Genomic DNA, 18,629 nt, shown 5'->3' with positions numbered 1-18,629 from the left:
GATGGGACACGAAGGGATGGCGGCGACCGTCGTCCGATACCTGCGGTCCGTCGGCGCGGCGGCCACCGCCCCCGCCGAGCCCGTCGAGGCGCTGCCCCGGCCGGACTTACGGGCGGTACGGGACGACGAGCGGCTGCCCGTCGACCCGGCCGAGTTCCGGGGCGTCCTCGGCCACTTCGCCACCGGCGTCACCGTCATCACGGCCCGGGACGAGACCGGCCCGACCGGCTTCGCCTGCCAGTCCTTCGCCTCCCTCTCCCTCGACCCGCCGCTGGTCGTCTTCATGGTCGGCCGTACGTCCACGACCTGGCCGCGCATCGCCCGCGCCGGCACGTTCTGCGTGAACGTCCTGGGCGCCGAACAGGGGCCGCTGTGCCGGGCGTTCGCGGTGAGCGGCGCCGACAAGTTCGCCGGGGTGGGCTTCGACGCGGCCCCCGTGACCGGCTCGCCGCGCCTGGACGGCGTACCGGCCTGGGTGGACTGCCGCATCCGGACCGTCCACACCGGCGGGGACCACCTGATCGTGGTGGGCCGCGTGGAGGCGCTCGGCGGGACGGCGGAGGGCGAGCCGCTGCTGTTCCACCGGGGCCGGTTCGGGCGCTTCACCGCCTGACGGGACCGCCCCCCGCCCGCGCCCCCGTCGCCGCTCACCAGGTCTGCTCGACGACCCGGCCGCCGCTGCGGGTCTCGATCCGCAGCCTGCCCTTGTCCCCGTACGTCTCGTGGCGCCAGGCCGCGAACACCTCGGCGATCCGGCGGCCCTCGTAGTCGTCGGCGCCGGACGGGATGAAGTTCACGGTCACGAGCGCCTTGACCGAGTCGCCTTCCTGCCGGAGCCGGGCGGCCACCAGGAAGGGCCACATGCCGTCGTCGGCCTTGGTGAGGTGCTTGGCGTAGTAGTCGGTGAACTCCTGGGTCATGTCGAACCACCCGGCGGGCAGACAGGGCGGGGCGGTGCCCTCGGTGGGCGGCCCGGCGTCACCGGCGTCGTCGTCGGTGGTCTCGCCGGTGGGCGGTTCGGCGCTGCCGGAGCCCTTGTCGGTGGTCTCGTCGGTGGGCGGCTCGGCGGAACCGGCACCGTCGTCGGTCGTCTCGTCGGTCGTCTCGTCCACCCCCGTGCCGGGCGACGCCTCCTCCGACGTCTCGTCCACACCCCCGCCCGACGCCGTGTCCTCCGTCGTCTCGTCCGGCGGGCACGGCTGCTTCGCGGCGGCGAGCGACGGCGACGACGAGGGCCGCCCCTCGCCCGCCGCGCCCGGCGCCTTCTCGGTCCCGCAGCCGGCCAGTGCGACGCACAGCAGCCCCGCCACCAGCACGGCGCCCGGTACGTTCCTCGGCTTCATCATTCGGCCCCCCTCCACAGGAAGAGGGCATCACGCGGCCGCGGGTTCCGCCACGGCCGCGGTCCTGACACCGGTGCCGGGGCGGCGGATCACCAGCGCCATCAGCGCCGCCACGGCGCACAGCGCTCCCGAGCCGTACCAGACCATGTCGTACGAGCCGAAGGCGTCGCGCGCCAGGCCGCCGAGGAAGGCGACGACGGCCGCGCCCACCTGGTGGGAGGCGAGCACCCAGCCGAAGACGATGGCGCTGTCCTCGCCGTAGTGCTCGCGGCACAGCGCGAGCGTCGGCGGGACGGTGGCGACCCAGTCGAGGCCGTAGAAGACGATGAAGAACAGCATCGGCGGGTGGATGGAGGGCGCGAGCAGCATCGGCAGGAAGAGGAGCGAGATGCCGCGCAGCGCGTAGTACGTGGCGAGCAGCCGCCGGGACTCGAAGCGGTCGGTGAGCCAGCCCGAGAAGATCGTGCCGGCCACGTCGAAGACACCGATGACGGCGAGCAGTCCGGCGGCGGCCGTCACCGGCATGCCGTGGTCGTGCGCGGCGGGCACGAAGTGGGTCTGGATGAGGCCGTTGGTGGACGCGCCGCAGATCGCGAAGGTGCCCGCGAGCAGCCAGAACGGGCCGGTGCGCACGGCCGAGAGCAGCACCTTCACCGCGCGGGTGGCGGCCCCCGGCACGGGCGCGGGCTTCTCCACGTACGTGTCGGAGCCGTACGGCGCGAGGCCCAGGTCCGCCGGGTGGTCGCGCAGCAGCAGCCACACGAACGGCACCACCGCGAGGGCGGCGAGCGCGACGGTGACGGCGGCCGGGCGCCACCCGTGGTGCTCCACCAGCCACGAGAGCACCGGCAGGAAGATCAGCTGGCCGGAGGCGGAGGCGGCGGTGAGGATGCCGGTGACGAGCCCGCGCCGGGCGGTGAACCACCGGTTGGTGACGGTCGCGGCGAACGCCAGCGCCATCGACCCGCTACCCAGCCCGACCAGCAGCCCCCAGCAGAGCATCAGCTGCCAGGCGGAGTCCATGAAGACGGTGAGCCCGGCCCCGGCCGCGATCACGGTGAGCGCCACGGCCACGACCCGGCGGATGCCGAACCGGTCCATCAGCGCGGCGGCGAAGGGCGCGGTGAGCCCGTACAGCGCGAGGTTCAGCGAGACCGCCGCCCCGATGGTGCCGCGCGACCAGCCGAACTCGTCGTGCAGCGGATCGATGAGCAGCCCCGGCAGCGACCGGAAGGCGGCCGCGCCGATGATCGTCACGAACGTGACGGCGGCGACGAACCAGGCGCGGTGGAAGCGGCGGGCGGGCCGGGGCGGCAGCGCGGAGACGGCCTCCCCGCCCGGGGCGACGGCATCGGTTGTCTGGGACATGCCCACAGCCTGGCGGGGCGGCCGGGCCCGGACGAGTGGCTGGATAGCCATGGTTCGCAGGGATCGGGCCACGTACACTCGGCGCCATGAGCGTGCCCCACCGCGTCGTCGTCCTCGCCCTCGACGGGCTGCTCCCCTTCGAGCTCGGGATTCCGCAGCGGATCTTCGGGCGGGCGCGCCGTGGGGGTGAGGCGCTGTACTCCGTCACCACCTGTTCGGTGCGGCCGCCGGGGCCCGTGCAGACCGACGCCGACTTCGCCGTGCTCGTCGAGCACGGGCCCGAGGCGCTGGCCCTCGCGGACACCGTGGTGGTGCCCGCCTCGCACGAGCTGGGGCCGGTGTACGAGGAGGGTGTGCTCACGGACGAGCTCGCGCGGGCCCTCGCGTATGTACGGCCCGGTACGCGCATGGTCTCCATCTGCACCGGGAGCTATGTGCTGGCCGCCGCCGGGTACCTCGACGGGCGGCCCGCCACCACCCACTGGTGGCACGCCGAGCACTTCCAGCGGCTCTTCCCGTCGGTCGCCGTCGACCCGGACGTGCTGTTCGTGGACGACGGTGACGTGCTGACCTCGGCCGGGGTCGCCGCCGGGATCGACCTCTGTCTGCATCTGGTGCGGCGCGACCACGGGGCGGCGGTCGCCAACGACGTGGCCCGGCGGACCGTGGTGCCGCCGCACCGGGAGGGCGGCCAGGCGCAGTACATCGAACGGCCGCTGCCGCAGGCCCAGGTGGCGACGACCACCGGGGCCCGCGCCTGGGCGCTCGGGCGGCTCGACGAGCCGATCCAGCTGCGCGACCTGGCGGAGCAGGAGGCCATGTCCGTACGGACGTTCACGCGCCGGTTCCGCGAGGAGACCGGGATGAGCCCGGGGCAGTGGCTCACCCAGCAGCGCGTCGAGCGGGCCCGGCACCTGCTGGAGTCGAGCGACCTGTCGGTGGACCGGATAGCGCGGGACGCCGGGTTCGGTACGGCGACCTCGCTGCGCCAGCACCTACAGGCTGCGCTCGGGGTCCCGCCGACCGTCTACCGGCGCACCTTCCGCGCCGCCGGAAGCGACCCGGCCGGCTGAGGCGCCGGGTCGCGGGCCGGCTCGCGCAGCACCCCGAGCACCGTCAGGAGCAGGGTCAGGCCCACTCCCGCCAGGATCGCGGTGGACGGGGACACCCAGCGCAGCAGGACGCCGGAGAGGGTGCCGGTGACGGCGTAACCGGCGCCCACGGCCGCGTACATCACCGAGTACCCGGCGGCCAGCGCGCTCGGCGGGAGCACCTCGCGCAGCAGCAGGTTGCGCGTCAGCATCGCCCCGGCCTGGAGGACACCGGCCACCACCAGGAACACGGCCAGCCACACCGCGCCCGGCAGCAGCGCGACGAGCGCCACACACCCCGAGACCGCGAGCAGCAGCACCAGGCTCTGCAGGCGCAGCGCGCCGGGCCACGTGCGCAGCCCGTACACCAGGGCGCCCGCCGCCGACCCGGCGGAGAACCCGGCGAGCAGCGGGCCCGCCCAGCCGATGCCGATACCGCGCTGCTCCAGGAGGGCGGGCAGGACGAGTTCGGCGAGCGCCAGCAGGGAGATGCCGGCCGCGCCGGTCACGTACACCGGCCAGGCCCGCCACAGGACCCGGCGCATCGGCTCGCCGTCCCGGTCGGCGGTGTCGGCCCGCCAGCCCTCGGGCAGCGCCCACAGGCCGGGGACGGCGGCGGCCATCAGCGCGGCCGCCACCAGCATCGGCAGATAGGGGCGCACGCTCAGCGCCAGCCAGGTGGTGACGGCCGGGGCCGCCGACCAGATGCCGAATATCAGCATCGACTCCCCGCTGACCGCCTGTGGGACCGCCCGCTCGGGCACCATCGCGGCGAGCATCGCGCGCAGTCCGCCGGAGGTCGCCGCGGGCGCCGCCCCGGCGACGAACGCGGCCGCGCAGAGCACCAGCGGATGCGCGTCGTGGGCGAGGCCGAGCGCGGTGAACCCCACCGCGCCGCCCGCGAGCCCCAGCGCCAGGTGCGGCCGCGCCCGCTCGGCCCGCAGCCGCATGCCGAGCAGGGGCGCGCCGACGATCTCGCCGAGGACGTACACGGCGGCGAGCACGGCGCCCAGGGTGTAGCCGCCGGGCCGGTCGCGGACCATGAAGACGACGGCGAGGGGGGCCATCGCGACCGGAGCACGCGCCCCGACTGCGACAAGTGCCCAGGTCAGAACGGGGCGCGTGGCGAGGTCGCGGTAACTCATGGGGCTGAAGATAACCGGGGTCCGGTGGGCGACCCAATCAATTACCCCGGGCGCGGGGGCACCCCGGGCACCCCCTCAGAAGGTCAGCACCCCGCGGGCCACCCTCCCCTGGCGCGCGTCCTCCACCGCCTTGGCGAAGTCCTCGACGGGATACGTCTTCGTCACCAGCTCGTCGAGGAGCAGGGCGCCGGAGCGGTACAGCTGCGCATAGCGCGGGATGTCGTGCTGGGGCCGTGAACTCCCGTACCGGCAGCCCAGGATGGACTTGTCCAGGAACATCGCGGCCGGCGCGAACGAGGCCTCGGCCGTCGGCGCGGGCATCCCCAGCAGGACCGCCTGGCCGTGCCGGTCGAGCAGGTCGACGGCCCGGCGGACGAGCCCGACGTGGCCGACGCACTCGAAGACGTGGTCGGCGCCGGTCGCCAGGACCTCGCGGACGCCGTCCGTCGACGTCAGGAAGTGGGTGGCACCGAACTGCCGTGCCGCGGCCTCCTTCGCCGGGTTGCTGTCCACGGCGACCACCGTGCGCGCGCCCGCGATCCGCGCGCCTTGCAGCACATTGAGGCCGATGCCGCCGGTGCCGATGACGACGACGGTGTCGCCCCGGTCGACGCGGGCGCGGTTCAGTACGGCGCCCACGCCGGTCAGCACCGCGCAGCCGATGAGGGCGGCGGAGGTGAGCGGCACATCGGCGGGGATCCGCACCGCCTGCACGGCCTTGACCACCGTGCGTTCGGCGAAGGCGGAGTTGGCCGCGAACTGATGGACGGGCGCGCCGCCGCGCGAGAACGGCTGTCCCGGCCGCCCGATCGCCTTGCGGCACATGGTGGGCCGCCCCCGGTCGCAGTCGGCGCAGGCCCCGCAGTTGGCGAGGGTGGAGAGCGCCACATGGTCGCCGGGGGCGACATGGGTGACCCCGGTCCCGACGGCCTCGACGACGCCCGCGCCCTCGTGGCCGAGCACCACCGGCACGGGGAAGGGGATCGTCCCGTCGATGACGGACAGGTCGGAGTGGCAGAGCCCGGCCGCGGCGATCGCCACCCGGACCTCGCCGGGCCCCGGCGCGCGTATCTCCAGGTCGTCGACGACCTGCGCGTGCGTACCGTCGAACAGAACACCTCTCACTGGCCCCGGGCCTCCCTAGGCAGGCCGAGCACGCGCTCGGCGATGATGGTGCGCTGGATCTCGTCCGAGCCGCCGTAGATGGTGTCGGCACGGGAGAAGAGGAACAGGCGCTGGAGCGGGTCGAGTCGGTACGGGACCTGCTCGCTCCACTCCTGCGGCCCGACCGTGGCGGCCGCCCCCCGCACGGCCATGGCGAGCTCGCCGAGGCGCTGGTGCCAGCCGCCCCAGAGGAGCTTGGCGACGCTGGGGGCGCCGGGGTCGGAGCCGCCCAGGGTGCGCAGGGCGTTCCAGCGCATGGTGCGCAGCTCGGCCCACTGCCGTACGAGGCGGTCGAGGAGGTCCGGGTCGCCGACTACCCCGGCCGCCGACTCCGCCCGTGCCTGCGCCTCCGCCTCCGCCATGACAGCGCCCAACTCCTCCTCGAACCCGATCTGTTGGGCGAGCGTGGAGACCCCTCGCTCGGCGGCGAGCAGGTCCATGGCGACGCGCCAGCCGTTGCCCTCGCCGCCGACGAGGTGGTCCGGGTGGGCGAGGGCGCCGTCGAAGAAGACCTCGTTGAACTCGCTGGTCCCGGTCAGCTGCCGGATCGGCCGGACCTCGACCCTGCCGTCCGGCTGGTCCATGGGCACGAGGAGGAAGGAGAGGCCGTGGTGGCGCCGCGAGCCGGGTTCGGTACGGGCCAGCACGAAGCACCAGTCGGCCTCATGGGCGTGCGAGGTCCAGATCTTCTGGCCGGTGACGCGGTACGCGCCCGCCGGGTCGCCCCGGTCGCGGGTGGCGGTGGTACGGACGGCGGCGAGGTCGGAGCCGGCGCCGGGTTCGCTGTAGCCCTGGCACCAGATCGCCTCGCCGCGGGCGATCGGCGGCAGGAAGCGGTCGCGCTGGGCGGGGGTGCCGTGGGCGAGGAGGGTGGGGGCGAGGAGGTTCTCGCCGATGTGGCCGAGGCGGGGCGGGGCCTTGTGGCGGGCGTACTCCTCGGCCCAGACGACCTGTTGGGTGAGGGTGGCCGCGCGGTTCCCGTACGGGGTCCGGCCCCAGCCGAGGCCTATCCAGCCGGCGGTGCCGAGCGTCCGCTCCCAGGGGCGGGGTTCTTCGCCGGCCGGGTGCGCGGCGAGCCAGGCGCGGGCGTCGTGGCGGAAGGCGTCGTCCTGGGGGGAGTAGCCGAAATCCATGGGTTGCCTTTCGTTGTGCCCGGACTTTGTCTGCGGGTGTGTGATGGGTTGCTCGCGCAGTTCCCCGCGCCCCTGGCGGGGTTGGCCTCAGCCGGAGTACTCAGCTCAGCCACCGGCTTTCAGGGGCGCGGGGAACTGCGCGAGAAGCGGCCACGGTCCGCAGACGAACGAGGGGTGCAGGGGCGCAGCCCCGCCCAGGGGTCCGGGGGCGTAGCCCCCGGGAAACCGGCCTCACACCCCACCCACCCCCGGAGGGTTCAGGGAAGGGGCGGGGTGGGGGCATTCGGCCGCGCCCCAGAACCCGCCGCCCGCTCCATCTCCCCCACCCGCTCCAACAGCGGCATCGGATCCACCCCCACCGCCCCCGGCAGGAACTCCGCGATCCGCTCCGGCGTCCACGCACCCCCCGCCACATACCCCGCCCGCAACTCCCGTGGCTGCGCCCACACCGCGATCTTCGGCCCGGCGACCGTGTAGACCTGCCCCGTCACCCCCGCCTCGCGGGCCCGCTCGCTCAGCAGATAGACCACGAACGCCGCCACGTCCTCCGGCGAACCGATCTCCGCGAGCTCCATCGGGACGTTGGCGGACATCCGGGTACGGGCGACGGGCGCGACCGCGTTGGCCGTCACGCCGTACTTGTGCAGGCCCAGCGCCGCGCTGCGGACCAGCGAGATCACCCCGCCCTTCGCCGCGCTGTAGTTGGCCTGCGCCACACTGCCCTGGTGGTTGCCGCTGGTGAAGCCGATCAGCGTGCCGGTGCCCTGCTTGCGCATCACCGCCGACGCCGCCCGGAACACGGTGAAGGTGCCCTTGAGGTGCGTGGCCACCACCGGGTCCCACTCCTCCTCGGTCATGTTGAAGAGCATCCGCTCGCGCAGGATCCCCGCCACGCACACCACCCCGTCCACCCGGCCCCACCGGGTGAGCGCGGTGTCGACGATCCGCTGGCCGCCCGCCATCGTGGAGATGTCGTCGGCGACCGCCACCGCCTCACCGCCCGCCGCCTCGATCTCCTTGACCACGGCGTCCGCGATCTCGCTGCTGGGCGAGGCGCCCTCGATCGAGACGCCGTAGTCGTTGACGACGACCCTGGCGCCCTCGGCCGCCGCCGCCAGCGCCACCGCACGGCCGATGCCGCGCCCCGCACCGGTCACGGCGACCACCTTGCCTGCCAAGAAGTTCCCCACGCCCGGCCCCTTCCCGCGGTTTCTGACGGACCGTTAGATTTTATGGCCCGGCAGGCACCACAAGACAAGACCCAGGGAGGGCCCACATGCCGCCAGCAGCCTCCGCACTGCCGCCCGAGTTCCATGACATCGCCAAACGCGTGAACAACTGGGGGCGTTGGGGCGCGGACGACGAGATCGGCACGCTCAACCTGGTCACCGACGAGGTCGTGCGCGAGGCCGCCGCCACCGTCCGCACCGGCCGCCGCGTTCCCCTGGCACTCCCCCTGGAGCAGAACGGCGTCCAGACCGGACTCATCCCCGGCCGGGTCAACCCGCTGCACACCATGGTGCAAATCAACCAGGAGATCTTCGGCCCCGGCACCGTCGCCACCAGCGATGACGCCGTGACGTTCGGGCTCCAGGCCGCCACCCACTGGGACGCCCTGACCCATGTCTCGCACTCCGGCCGCCTCTACAACGGCCGCCCCGCCACCACCATCACCGCGCACGGCGGCGCCGAGTTCAGCGGCATCGACAAGGCGCGCCACCTCGTCTCGCGCGGCGTCCTGCTGGACGTGGCCCGCGCCCACGGCGTGGACCGGCTGCCCGGCGACCACGCGGTCACCCCCGAGGACCTGGCCGCGGCGGAGGAGCTGGGCCGGGTGACCGTACGGGCCGGCGACATCGTGCTCGTACGCACCGGGCAGATCCAGCTGTGCCTCGGCGGCGACAAGCACGGATACGGGTTCCCCTCGCCGGGGCTGTCCGTCCGTACGCCCGAGTGGTTCCACGCGCGCGATGTCGCGGCCGTCGCCAATGACACCCTCACCTTCGAGATCTTCCCGCCGGAGATCGAGAACCTGTGGCTGCCGGTGCACGCGCTCGACCTGGTCGAGATGGGGATGCTCCAGGGGCAGAACTGGAATCTGGAGGAGTTGTCCACAGCCTGTGCGCAAGAGCGGCGGTACGCGTTCTGGCTCTCGGCGATGCCCGAGCCGTTCGTGGGAGCCACGGGGACCCCGGTGGCGCCGGTGGCGGTGTTCTAGGCGGCGACACCCTGCGAGGCCGCACGCCAACGGGCCCACGACGACGGGTGGCGGCGCGTCATGCGCACCCCGAGCACGGCACGGCGGCCGCCACCCGGCTACGGCGTACTCGCCCTGCTCCCCATGCCCTGAAGGAGCCTTGCCCTGAGCTCACGCCGAGCCACGACCCGCACTCGCCGAGGAGAACCAGGACCGGCCCAGGACGGACCAGGGGCCAGTCCGCGCCCTCGGCGTCCCCTCGCGACGAATCGCTCATCCAAGGGTGATCAGACCGACACGGCGCGTCAACACCTAGTGAAAGCTATGCCGCTTACGCCCCATTTGTGACAGCGCACGACGGCTCGTACGCGCCCGGCTCGAACGCACCGCCGGTGCGCTCCGGCGCGCCCCCGTCGCAGCACCGGTCCACCTCGCACCAGATCGACTTGCCCGCGCCCTCCGCCTGCCAGCCCCAGCGGTCGGCGAGGCCGTCGACCAGCTCCAGACCCCGGCCGTTGGTGTCGTCCCCGTCCGCGTGGCGCGGCTTGGGGGCGCAGGCGCTGCTGTCGGCGACCTCCACCCGGACCGTACCGCCGTCGGCCGGCCCGCCGATGGGGCCGAACAGCATCCGCAGCACGGCGGGACAGCCGGTGTGCACCACCGCGTTGGTGACGAGCTCCGAGATCAACAGGATCAGGGTCTCGGCGAGGGGCTCGTCGAGCCGTATCCCGCACCCGGCCAGCCGTGAGCGAGCCCATCTGCGAGCGCGCCCCACCTCGGCGGGGTCGGCTCCGACCTCCAACTGAACCTGAAGCACCTGCACCGCTCACACCATCCGAACCGGCGGACACATCGCCTCGCGCCTCGACAAGCTCACGGAACGTGATTTCCTTACGAGACAGCATGGTTGACGTACAGTCACCGCAACAAGCGCTTCAGGCATATTCCAGCGCGAAGGAGTACGCGTGGTGCATACTGTGCGACGCACATTGCGGGGGGTCGAACAGGGGCGCGCAGGATGCCTGGGGGATCGCACCCCACGGAGGGTACCCGAGGGCGGCCCCGACTCCGGCGCGTGACGAGTCCGGCGAAGGACACAACAAGGACACGACCCGGTATCGACGTTCGGTGACGCTTCATCATGCTTCGGCCAACGCCTGGCCCGGCCGTCGCCCAACGCCTCACATCGCCTCCTCCAGGGCCACCGCCTGGAGCTCCCGTGCCTGAACCGGCGTCGGCCACCGCTCGCGCCGCAGCCATGCCCGCTTCAGATGGAGGTGGACCTCGGCCTCCCAGGTGAAGCCCATCCCGCCGTACACCTGGAGGCAGTCCCGGGCGCAGCTCACCGCCGCCTCGTCGGCCAGCAGCTTGGCGCCCGCGATCTCCCCCGCGTCCCCGGTCACGGCGGCCGCGTAGACGGCGACACGGGCCACCTCGGTGCGCACCAGCATGCCCGCGCACAGGTGCTTCACCGCCTGGAAGGCCCCGATGGGCCGCCCGAACTGCACGCGGTCACGCGCGTGTTGAGCCGCGAGGTCGGTGGTGCGGCCCGCGCTGCCCAGCTGCTCGGCGGCGCTCAGCAGGGCCCGCTCCGGCGATCCCCCGTCCCCGGCGTCCGGGACGCGGTGCAGCGGGGTGAGCGGGTCGGCCGAGCGGAGGGGTTCGGCGCCGGTGGCGTCCCCCCGTACGGCGTCGGCCTCGGCCAGCCACTCCACCAGTCCCCCGTCGGGGGCGGTCACCACCGTCGTACCCTCGGCCGCGCCCTCGACGAGGCCCGCCGCCAGGTGCGTGGCGATCAGCGGGCCGGGCAGCAGCGCCCGCCCGGCCTCCTCGAAGAGCAGCGCCGCCTCGGGCAGCCCCAGCCCGACCCCGCCCGCCTCCTCCGGCAGCCGCAGGGAGAAGAACCCGGCCTCGCCGAGCGCCCGCCACAGACCCCGGTCGAGCCCTCCCCCGTCGACGGCGGCCCGCAGGGCGTCGGCGTCGAAGCGCCGGGCGAGCAGCTCCCGTACGCCCGATCGCAACGCCCTCTGCTCGTCCGTGAGTTGGAAGTCCATCAGCGGCCCTTCGGCAGGCCGAGGATCCGCTCGGCGACGATGTTCCGCTGGATCTGGGAGGTCCCGGCGGCGATGGTGTACGAGAGCGAGGAGAGCCGGTCGCGGGTCCACTCGCGGCCGAGGTCGAGGGCGTCGGGGCCGAGGACGGCGGCGGCCGCGTCGTACAGCTCCTGGCGGGCGTGAGAGTAGCGCAGCTTGAAGACCGAGCCGCCGACGCCGGGGACGCCTCCCGTGCGCTCCGACTCGCTCACGTTCCACTGGATCAGCCGCCACAGCGCGGTGAACTCGGCGTGCAGTGCGCCCAGTTGCCGCCGAAGGGCCGGATCGTCCCAGGTGCCGTTCTTGTGGGCCGCGCGGGCGACCTCCACCAGGACGCGGCGGCAGGCGACCACCTCGCCGACGAAGGCCGTGCCCCGCTCGTACGACAGCGTCACCATGGTCACGCGCCAGCCGTCGTTCTCCGCGCCGACCCGGTTGCCCACCGGGATCCGCACCTCGTCGAGGAAGAGCTGGGCGAACTCCTCGGACCCGGCGAGGGTCCGCAGCGGCCGTACGGTGAGGCCCGGCGCGTCCATGGGCATCGCCAGCCAGCTGATGCCCCGGTGCTTGGGGGCGTCCGGGTCGGTGCGCACCAGCAGTTCGCACCAGTCGGCGACCTCGGCGTGCGAGGTCCAGATCTTGGCGCCGCTCACCACGTACGCGTCCCCGTCCCGTACCGCCCGGGTCCGCAGCGCCGCCAGGTCGGAGCCCGCGTCGGGCTCGCTGAACCCCTGGCACCACACCTCGTCCCCGCGCAGCACCGGCTCCAGCCACCGCGCGCGCTGCTCCTCGGTGCCCTCGGCCGCGATGGTGGGGCCCGCGTGCAGCAGCCCGACGAAGTTCGCGCCGACATAGGGCGCCCCGGCGCGTTCGGTCTCCTCCAGGAGGATCAGCCGGCGGGTCGCGGACGCGTCCCAGTGCACGCGCGCGTAGCCCGCCTCGTACAGCCGGCGCTGCCAGCCGGTGTCGTACGCGCGCCGCCCCGGCCAGTCCAGCGGGTCCGGCCTCGGCGGCAGCCCCGGCAGCACGGCCGCCAGCCACTCCCGCAGCCGGGCGCGGAACTCCTGCTCCTCCTCGGTGTACGTGAGGTCCACTACGCGCGGCCCTTGTCCAGGTCGAGGCCCAGCATGCGGATGGCGTTGCCGCGCATCAGCTTGTACACCGTCTCGTCGTCGAGGCCCTTGACGTGGTCGAGGGCGACCTCCTTGGTGTGCGGGAAGGTCGAGTCGACGTGCGGGTAGTCGGTCTCGAAGGTGGCGTTGTCCCGGCCGACCACGTCCAGCGAGGCCACGCCGTGCTTGTCGCGGAAGAAGCAGCAGAAGATCTGGCGGTAGTAGTAGGTGGAGGGCGGCTCGGGGATGAGGTCCTTGACCCCGCCCCAGGCGCGGTGCTCCTCCCACACGTCGTCGGCGCGCTCCAGGGCGTACGGGATCCAGCCCATCTGGCCTTCGGAGTAGGCGAGCTTGAGCTGAGGGAACTTGACGAGGACCCCGCTGAACAGGAAGTCCATCATCGACGCCATCGCATTGTTGAAGGAGAGGGAGGCTTGCACGGCGGGCGGCGCGTCCGGGGAGGCGGCCGGCATCTGGCTGCTGCTCCCGATGTGCATGTTCACGACGGTCCCGGTCTCCTGGCAAGCCGCGAAGAAGGGGTCCCAGTAGCCGGAGTGGATGGAGGGGAGCCCGAGGTGGGTGGGGATCTCGGAGAAGGTGACGGCGCGTACCCCGCGTGCGGCGTTGCGGCGGATCTCGGCGACGGCGAGATCGATGTCCCACAGCGGGATGAGGCAGAGCGGGATCAGCCGCCCACCGCTGTCCCCGCACCACTCCTCCACCATCCAGTCGTTGTAGGCGCGTACGCAGGCGAGCGCGACCTCCTTGTCCTGCGCCTCGGCGAACGTCTGCCCGCAGAAGCGCGGGAAGGTGGGGAAGCACAGACTGGCCTCGACATGGTTGAGATCCATGTCGTCGAGCCGCGCCTTCGGGTCCCAGCAGCCCCGCCGCATCTCCTCCCTGGTGATCCCCTCCAGCGTCATGTCGTCGCGGTCGAAGCCGACGGCGGCGATGTTGCGCTTGTACGGGAACTTCAGGTCCTCGTAGATCCACCAGTCGGTCGGCGGGCCCTCGGGGTCCATCGTGATCTGGTACTTGCCGCCCACGTACGCCAGCTCACCGATTCCGGCGGTCAGCGGGCGCGGGCCGCGCTCGCGGTACCGGGCCGGGAGCCAGGTCTCGAAGAGGTGGGCGGGCTCGATCACATGGTCGTCGACGCTGACGACACGAGGCAGTTCGGTCATGCGTGGCCTCCACCCGGCTGGCATATCTGATGACCCGTCAGAAATCAGGCTAGCCGCGCACCCCTGGACCGACAAGGCGCTACGACCTACGCTCTGCGCACGATCTGACTAGCCGTCAGCAACTGTGTCCTGGGGGTCGAAGTGAACGACACCGCACACGCACTGGGCGCCTCGCCCACCCTGTGGGAACTGGTCGTCCGGCGCGCGGCCCTCACCCCCGACCGTCCCGTCCTGCTCCAGGACGACCGCGCCCTGTCCTTCGGCGAGCTGCGCGACCGCGCCGAGCGAGTGGCGGCGGGCCTGTACGCCATGGGGGTGCGACCCGGAACCGTGGTCGCCTGGCAGCTGCCGACGCGGATCGAGACCGCGCTCCTGTCCTTCGCCCTCGCCCGGCTCGGGGCCGTCCAGACGCCCGTCATCCCCTTCTACCGCGACCGTGAAGTGGGCTTCGCGCTGCGGGAGTCGGGGGCGGAGTTCTTCGCGGTGCCGGGGGTCTGGCGCGGCTTCGACCACGGCGCGATGGCGGCCCGGCTGGGCGCGCGGGGCGTCTTCGAGGCGTACGGGACGCTCCCGGACGGGGACCCGGCCGTACTGCCGCCGCCGCCCGCCGACGGCACCTCCGTGCGCTGGATCTACTGGACCTCGGGCACCACCTCCGACCCCAAGGGCGTCCTGCACACCGACCGCTCACTGATCGCGGGCGGCTCCTGCCTGGCGCACGCGCTGCGCCTGCGAGCCGACGACGTGGGCTCCATGGCGTTCCCGTACGCCCATATCGCCGGGCCCGACTACACGGTGATGCTGCTCCTGTACGGCTTCCCCGCGGTGATGTTCGAGCACTTCGCGCTGCCGGACGCGCTGGAGGCGTACCGCAGGCACGGGGTGACGGTGGCCGGGGGCTCGACCGCGTTCTACTCCATGTTCCTGGCCGAGCAGCGCAAGCGGCCGGGCGAGAAGGTCATCCCCTCGCTGCGGCTGCTCGCGGGCGGCGGGGCGCCGAAGCCGCCGGAGGTCTACCGCACGGTCGTGCGCGAGATGGGGGTGCAGCTCACCCACGGCTACGGGATGACCGAGGTCCCGATGATCACGATGGGCTCGCCGGACGACACGGAGGAGAACCTGGCGACGACGGAGGGGCGGCCGCCGGAGGGCATGGAGATACGGATCGTGGACGGGGAGGTGCGGCTGCGGGGGGAGGCGGTGTGCCAGGGGTATCTGGACCCGGCGCAGTCCGCCGAGGCGTTCGACGAGGACGGGTTTCTGCGGACGGGTGACCTGGGGTTCGTGACGCCGAGTGGGCATCTGGTGCTCACCGGGCGGCTCAAGGACGTGATCATCCGCAAGGGGGAGAACATCTCGGCGAAGGAGATCGAGGATCTGCTGGCGGCGCATCCGGGTGTGGGGGATGTGGCGGTGATCGGTCTGCCGGACGCGGTGCGGGGCGAGCGCGTCTGCGTGGTGGCGGAACGTTCGTCTGCCGCCGCTGAGTTGACCCTCCCCGAGGTCACCTCCTACCTGCGCCGGCAGGGCCTGGCCGTGCACAAGCTGCCGGAGCAGCTGGAGGTGGTGGAGGAGCTGCCGCGCAATGCGGCGTTGCGGAAGGTACTGAAGTACCGGCTGCGGGAGAGGTTCGGGGGGACGTGACGTGGTGCCTGCCCGGCCTTTGTCTGCGGCAGTGTGGGTGGTTGCTCGCGCAGTTCCCCGCGCCCCTCTTTGGCCCGGTCTTTGTCTGCGGCTGAGTGGGTGGTTGCTCGCGCAGTTCCCCGCGCCCCTCTTTGGCCCGGTCTTTGTCTGCGGCTGAGTGGGTGGTTGCTCGCGCAGTTCCCCGCGCCCCTAGGTAGTTCGTCGGCCGCGGGCCGGTGGCCGCTTCTCGCGCAGTTCCCCGCGCCCCTGGGTAGTTCGTCGGCTGCGGCCCGGTGGCCGCTTCTCGCGCAGTTCCCCGCGCCCCTAGGTAGTTCGTCGGGCGCGGGCCGGTGGCCGCTTCTCGCGCAGTTCCCCGCGCCCCTGAAGGGTCGGGCGTAGCCGGGGATGCCGGCTCGGCCATGGGGCGTTGGGCGGGTGCCGCAGCCTTCGAACCCTGCTCAGCCACCGGCTTTTAGGGGCGCGGGGAACTGCGCGACCAGCCCACCACTAAGCCGCAGACAAAGGCCGGGCCCGGGAAGGGGCGCGGGGAACTGCGCGAGCGACCCACCACTCAGCCGCAGACAAAGACCGGGCAAAAGAGGTGGTCACGCCGAGAGGGGGGTTTCGTCCTCTCGGGCCGCCGTCGCCACGTCGCCGTAGACGTCGAACAGGCGCCGCACCCCCAGCGCCGCCAGCACCCGGTTCACATGAGACCCCTCCACCGCCCCCCGCGCCGGAAGGATCAGCCGCAGCCGCCCCCGGCAGGAGCGGATCAGCCGGCGGCCGGCGATCAGGACGCCGACCCCGCTGGAGTCGCAGAACAGCACCCCGGACAGATCGAGCACCAGATCGTGCCGGCCCGCCGCCACCGCGTCATGGACCACCCGCCGGACCTGCGGCGCCGTCACCAGGTCCAGTTCTCCGCAGACGCTCACCACGGTCCATCCGCCCTGCTCGGCCTCGTTCACGATCAGCGTCACGCGTCCGGTACCTCTCTGTGCCGTCGGCCCCCGCCCGTCCCGGCGCGCATTCCCGAACGGCACCGCGCGAAACCACTTCGCCTCTACCACGACCTGCCGTTTTGGGGGCGCACTTGCCGCAAAGGAGCGCTCCTTCTCGGTCGGGCGCACTACATTCGAGGAGACACGAGTACACAGGGGCGCGGACAAAAGGCACAAAGAACGCACGACGGTACACGCGTAGACGGTTGGGGAGCCGCATGGCGAAGGACGCACCACCTCGCTGGGACCGCAAGATGCAGCAGCGCCTGGCGCGCGGCGAGGCGGCCGCGCTCGGTGAGCTGTATGACCGGTTCGCCTCGCTCGTGCACAGCCTGGCCCACCGCGTGCTCGGCGAGGACTCGGCCGCCGACCAGATCACCCGCGAGGTGTTCGGCTACGTCTGGGAGAACCCGGACGCGTACGACCCCAAGCAGGGCTCCATGCGCTCCTGGGTCGCCAAGCTCACCCAGCGCCAGGCCGTGCTGCGGCTGCGCCAGGCCGAGGCGGCGCAGTACGCGGAGCACGGCGGCTCCACCGAGGAGCTGGAGGCGAAGGTGCTGCGGGCCACCGCCGCCGCCCGCGCCGACTACATCGTGACGTCGATGCCCGCGCCGCTGCGCCAGGCCCTGGAGCTGGCGTACCACCAGCGCCGCGACTACCGGCAGGCCGCCGCCGACCTCTCCATCAGCGAGGACGAGGCGCGGCGCCGGCTGCGGCTCGGGCTGCAACTGCTGTCCACGGCGAACACCCGCCCGCCGGAGGGCTCCTCGCCGCCCGGTTACGGACGTGCGCTGTGAACGGGCCGGCCGAGCAGGGTCCGGCGGTCCCCGACGACGAGAACGGCACCCCGCGCATACCGCCCCCGAGGCGGGCGGCGGACGACATCGAGCGCCTGCCGACGCTGTCGCCCGCGCCCGCGCCGCCGTCCGCGCCGGAACCGGTGGTCCGTACGCACGCCATACTGAAATCCCTGCTCGGGGCGTGGGCGCTGACCGCCTGCTCGACGGAGGAGACCGAGGCCGTGGAAGCCCACCTCACCGAGTGCGCGCCCTGCGCCGACGAGGCGCTGCGGCTGCGGGACGCGGTGGGGCTGCTGCACACCGACCGCAGCCTGGACCTGGACCCGCTGCTGCGGTCCCGGGTGCTGGAGAACTGTCTGGGCCGGCGCCCGGCGCGCATCCCGGTGCCGGACTGGGCGGGCGCGTACGACGCGGAGGCCGCCCGGCTGGACGCGCTGCTCAATGACTTCGGCGACGCGGAGTGGCACGCTCCGGTGCGGCTGAAGTGGTTCGAGGGGGAGCGGCAGACACACCGCAGGACGACCGTGGCGGGCGTGATCGGCCATCTGCTCGCGGTGGACGGCCTGGTGGCCGCGGCGCTGGGTCTGGACGACCCGGCGGGCCCGGGCCTGCCCTCGGGGCCGACGGCGCGTACGGAGGCGTTCTGGACCTCGACGCGCTTTCCGCTGACGCGGGCGGTACGGGAGCCGTGGCGCGAGCAGACGCACACCCTGATCCGTACGGTGTCGTTCGCCGGGCGCGGCGCGGCCGAACTCGCCGTCCCGTACGGGGACTTCGCGCTCCCGCTACAGGACGCGCTGCTCGACCGGGCCTTCGAGTGCTGGGTCCACGCCGGGGACATCGCGGACGCGGTGGACTATCCGTACGACCCGCCGTCGGGCGCGCATCTCCACCAGATGATCGACCTCGCGGCGCGGATCCTGCCGGACGCGCTGGCGGCGCGGCGCCGGGCGGGCCTCGCGACGCCGCCGCGCCACCTCGTCACGGCGGGTTCGCCCGGCCGGTCGCTCCGCCTGGAGATCGAGGGGGCGGGCGGCGGTGACTGGTACATCGCGCTGGACTCCCCGGCGGCGGTCGGCTCCCCCGACCACGAGGTGGCTCATATCGCCCTGGACGGCGTCGAGTTCTGCCGCCTGGCGGCGGGGCACGTGCCGCCGGAGGACGCGGCGGCGGGCCGCCTGGGCGACCGCGAGGCGATCAGGGACGTACTGCTTGCGACGGCGTCGTTGAGCAGGTTGTAGCCCCCACCCCGCCCCTTCCCTAAACCCTCCGGGGGTGAATAGGTCGTCTGCGGACCGTGGGTGGCTGCTCGCGCAGTTCCCCGCGCCCCTGACTGCCCAGGGGCGCGAGCAACCCACCACTCACCCGCAGACAA

17 protein-coding genes are annotated in these 18,629 nt (G+C 73.2%); 6 read left to right on the top strand and 11 right to left on the bottom strand.

The genetic code is table 11. From position 1 onward, the window contains the following. Positions 1-16 precede the first annotated feature (16 nt). Entirely contained in the window at positions 17-613 is a 597-nt protein-coding gene (locus ABD236_RS16240; RefSeq protein ID WP_344074541.1) for a flavin reductase family protein, read from the top strand. Positions 614-647: 34 nt separating this feature from the next. Here ABD236_RS16240 and ABD236_RS16235 read toward each other — a convergent pair whose 3' ends face one another. Then, positions 648-1,346, bottom strand: a complete 699-nt coding sequence (locus tag ABD236_RS16235; protein WP_344074410.1) for a hypothetical protein — start codon at positions 1,344-1,346, stop codon at positions 648-650. 27 nt (positions 1,347-1,373) lie between these two features. Further along, on the bottom strand, positions 1,374-2,711 hold the full coding sequence (locus ABD236_RS16230; protein WP_344074409.1) for an MFS transporter: 1,338 nt from the start codon (positions 2,709-2,711) through the stop codon (positions 1,374-1,376). A gap of 86 nt (positions 2,712-2,797) precedes the next feature. Between ABD236_RS16230 and ABD236_RS16225 the strand changes: the two genes are divergently transcribed. Next, complete coding sequence (locus tag ABD236_RS16225) at positions 2,798-3,784, top strand: GlxA family transcriptional regulator (RefSeq protein WP_344074408.1); 987 nt, start codon at positions 2,798-2,800, stop codon at positions 3,782-3,784. On the opposite strand, the gene ABD236_RS16220 is transcribed toward ABD236_RS16225, so the two are convergent. From ABD236_RS16220 to ABD236_RS16205, 4 genes are all read right to left on the bottom strand, one after another. Beyond that, the gene (locus ABD236_RS16220) at positions 3,739-4,947 is read right to left on the bottom strand and encodes an MFS transporter (protein WP_344074407.1); all 1,209 of its coding nucleotides are present in this window, start codon (positions 4,945-4,947) and stop codon (positions 3,739-3,741) included. The two genes, ABD236_RS16225 and ABD236_RS16220, sit on opposite strands and share 46 nt — an antisense overlap. 75 nt (positions 4,948-5,022) lie before the next feature. Further along, the gene (locus ABD236_RS16215; protein WP_344074406.1) at positions 5,023-6,072 is read right to left on the bottom strand and encodes a Zn-dependent alcohol dehydrogenase; all 1,050 of its coding nucleotides are present in this window, start codon (positions 6,070-6,072) and stop codon (positions 5,023-5,025) included. Further along, on the bottom strand, positions 6,069-7,244 hold the full coding sequence (locus ABD236_RS16210; RefSeq protein WP_344074405.1) for an acyl-CoA dehydrogenase family protein: 1,176 nt from the start codon (positions 7,242-7,244) through the stop codon (positions 6,069-6,071). The genes ABD236_RS16215 and ABD236_RS16210 overlap by 4 nt, the downstream gene beginning before the upstream one ends. Positions 7,245-7,501: 257 nt before the next feature. Next, on the bottom strand, positions 7,502-8,434 hold the full coding sequence (locus ABD236_RS16205; protein WP_344074404.1) for an SDR family NAD(P)-dependent oxidoreductase: 933 nt from the start codon (positions 8,432-8,434) through the stop codon (positions 7,502-7,504). Positions 8,435-8,520: 86 nt separating this feature from the next. On the opposite strand from ABD236_RS16205, the gene ABD236_RS16200 reads away from it, so the two are divergent. Then, positions 8,521-9,462, top strand: coding sequence for a cyclase family protein (locus ABD236_RS16200; RefSeq protein ID WP_344074403.1), 942 nt, complete (start codon positions 8,521-8,523; stop codon positions 9,460-9,462). A 310-nt stretch (positions 9,463-9,772) separates the two neighbouring features. Here the strand turns inward: ABD236_RS16200 and ABD236_RS16195 are convergent, their stop codons facing one another. The 4 genes from ABD236_RS16195 to ABD236_RS16180 form a co-directional block, all read right to left on the bottom strand. Further along, positions 9,773-10,264, bottom strand: coding sequence for an ATP-binding protein (locus ABD236_RS16195; protein WP_344074402.1), 492 nt, complete (start codon positions 10,262-10,264; stop codon positions 9,773-9,775). 358 nt (positions 10,265-10,622) lie between these two features. After that, entirely contained in the window at positions 10,623-11,495 is an 873-nt protein-coding gene (locus tag ABD236_RS16190; protein ID WP_344074401.1) for an acyl-CoA dehydrogenase family protein, read from the bottom strand. After that, entirely contained in the window at positions 11,495-12,628 is a 1,134-nt protein-coding gene (locus tag ABD236_RS16185) for an acyl-CoA dehydrogenase family protein (protein ID WP_344074400.1), read from the bottom strand. Before ABD236_RS16185 ends, ABD236_RS16190 begins: the two co-directional genes overlap by 1 nt. Beyond that, the gene (locus ABD236_RS16180; protein WP_344074399.1) at positions 12,628-13,830 is read right to left on the bottom strand and encodes an amidohydrolase family protein; all 1,203 of its coding nucleotides are present in this window, start codon (positions 13,828-13,830) and stop codon (positions 12,628-12,630) included. The genes ABD236_RS16185 and ABD236_RS16180 overlap by 1 nt, the downstream gene beginning before the upstream one ends. A 141-nt stretch (positions 13,831-13,971) precedes the next feature. On the opposite strand from ABD236_RS16180, the gene ABD236_RS16175 reads away from it, so the two are divergent. Beyond that, on the top strand, positions 13,972-15,474 hold the full coding sequence (locus tag ABD236_RS16175; protein WP_344074397.1) for a class I adenylate-forming enzyme family protein: 1,503 nt from the start codon (positions 13,972-13,974) through the stop codon (positions 15,472-15,474). Positions 15,475-16,058: 584 nt separating this feature from the next. Here the strand turns inward: ABD236_RS16175 and ABD236_RS16170 are convergent. Next, positions 16,059-16,433: an STAS domain-containing protein gene (locus tag ABD236_RS16170; protein ID WP_344074396.1), complete on the bottom strand. Its 375-nt coding sequence runs from the start codon at positions 16,431-16,433 to the stop codon at positions 16,059-16,061. Positions 16,434-16,672: 239 nt separating this feature from the next. Here ABD236_RS16170 and ABD236_RS16165 point away from each other — a divergent pair, with 239 nt between their 5' ends. Further along, positions 16,673-17,251: a sigma-70 family RNA polymerase sigma factor gene (locus ABD236_RS16165; RefSeq protein ID WP_344074395.1), complete on the top strand. Its 579-nt coding sequence runs from the start codon at positions 16,673-16,675 to the stop codon at positions 17,249-17,251. After that, positions 17,248-18,495: a zf-HC2 domain-containing protein gene (locus ABD236_RS16160; RefSeq protein WP_344074394.1), complete on the top strand. Its 1,248-nt coding sequence runs from the start codon at positions 17,248-17,250 to the stop codon at positions 18,493-18,495. The genes ABD236_RS16165 and ABD236_RS16160 overlap by 4 nt, the downstream gene beginning before the upstream one ends. Positions 18,496-18,629: the final 134 nt, after the last annotated feature.

Source organism: Streptomyces crystallinus, from assembly GCF_039521265.1.
Classification (GTDB): Bacteria; Actinomycetota; Actinomycetes; order Streptomycetales; family Streptomycetaceae; genus Streptomyces; species Streptomyces crystallinus.
The sequence above is the reverse complement of the archived record's forward strand: the minus strand, read 5'-3'. Positions and strand labels throughout refer to the sequence as shown.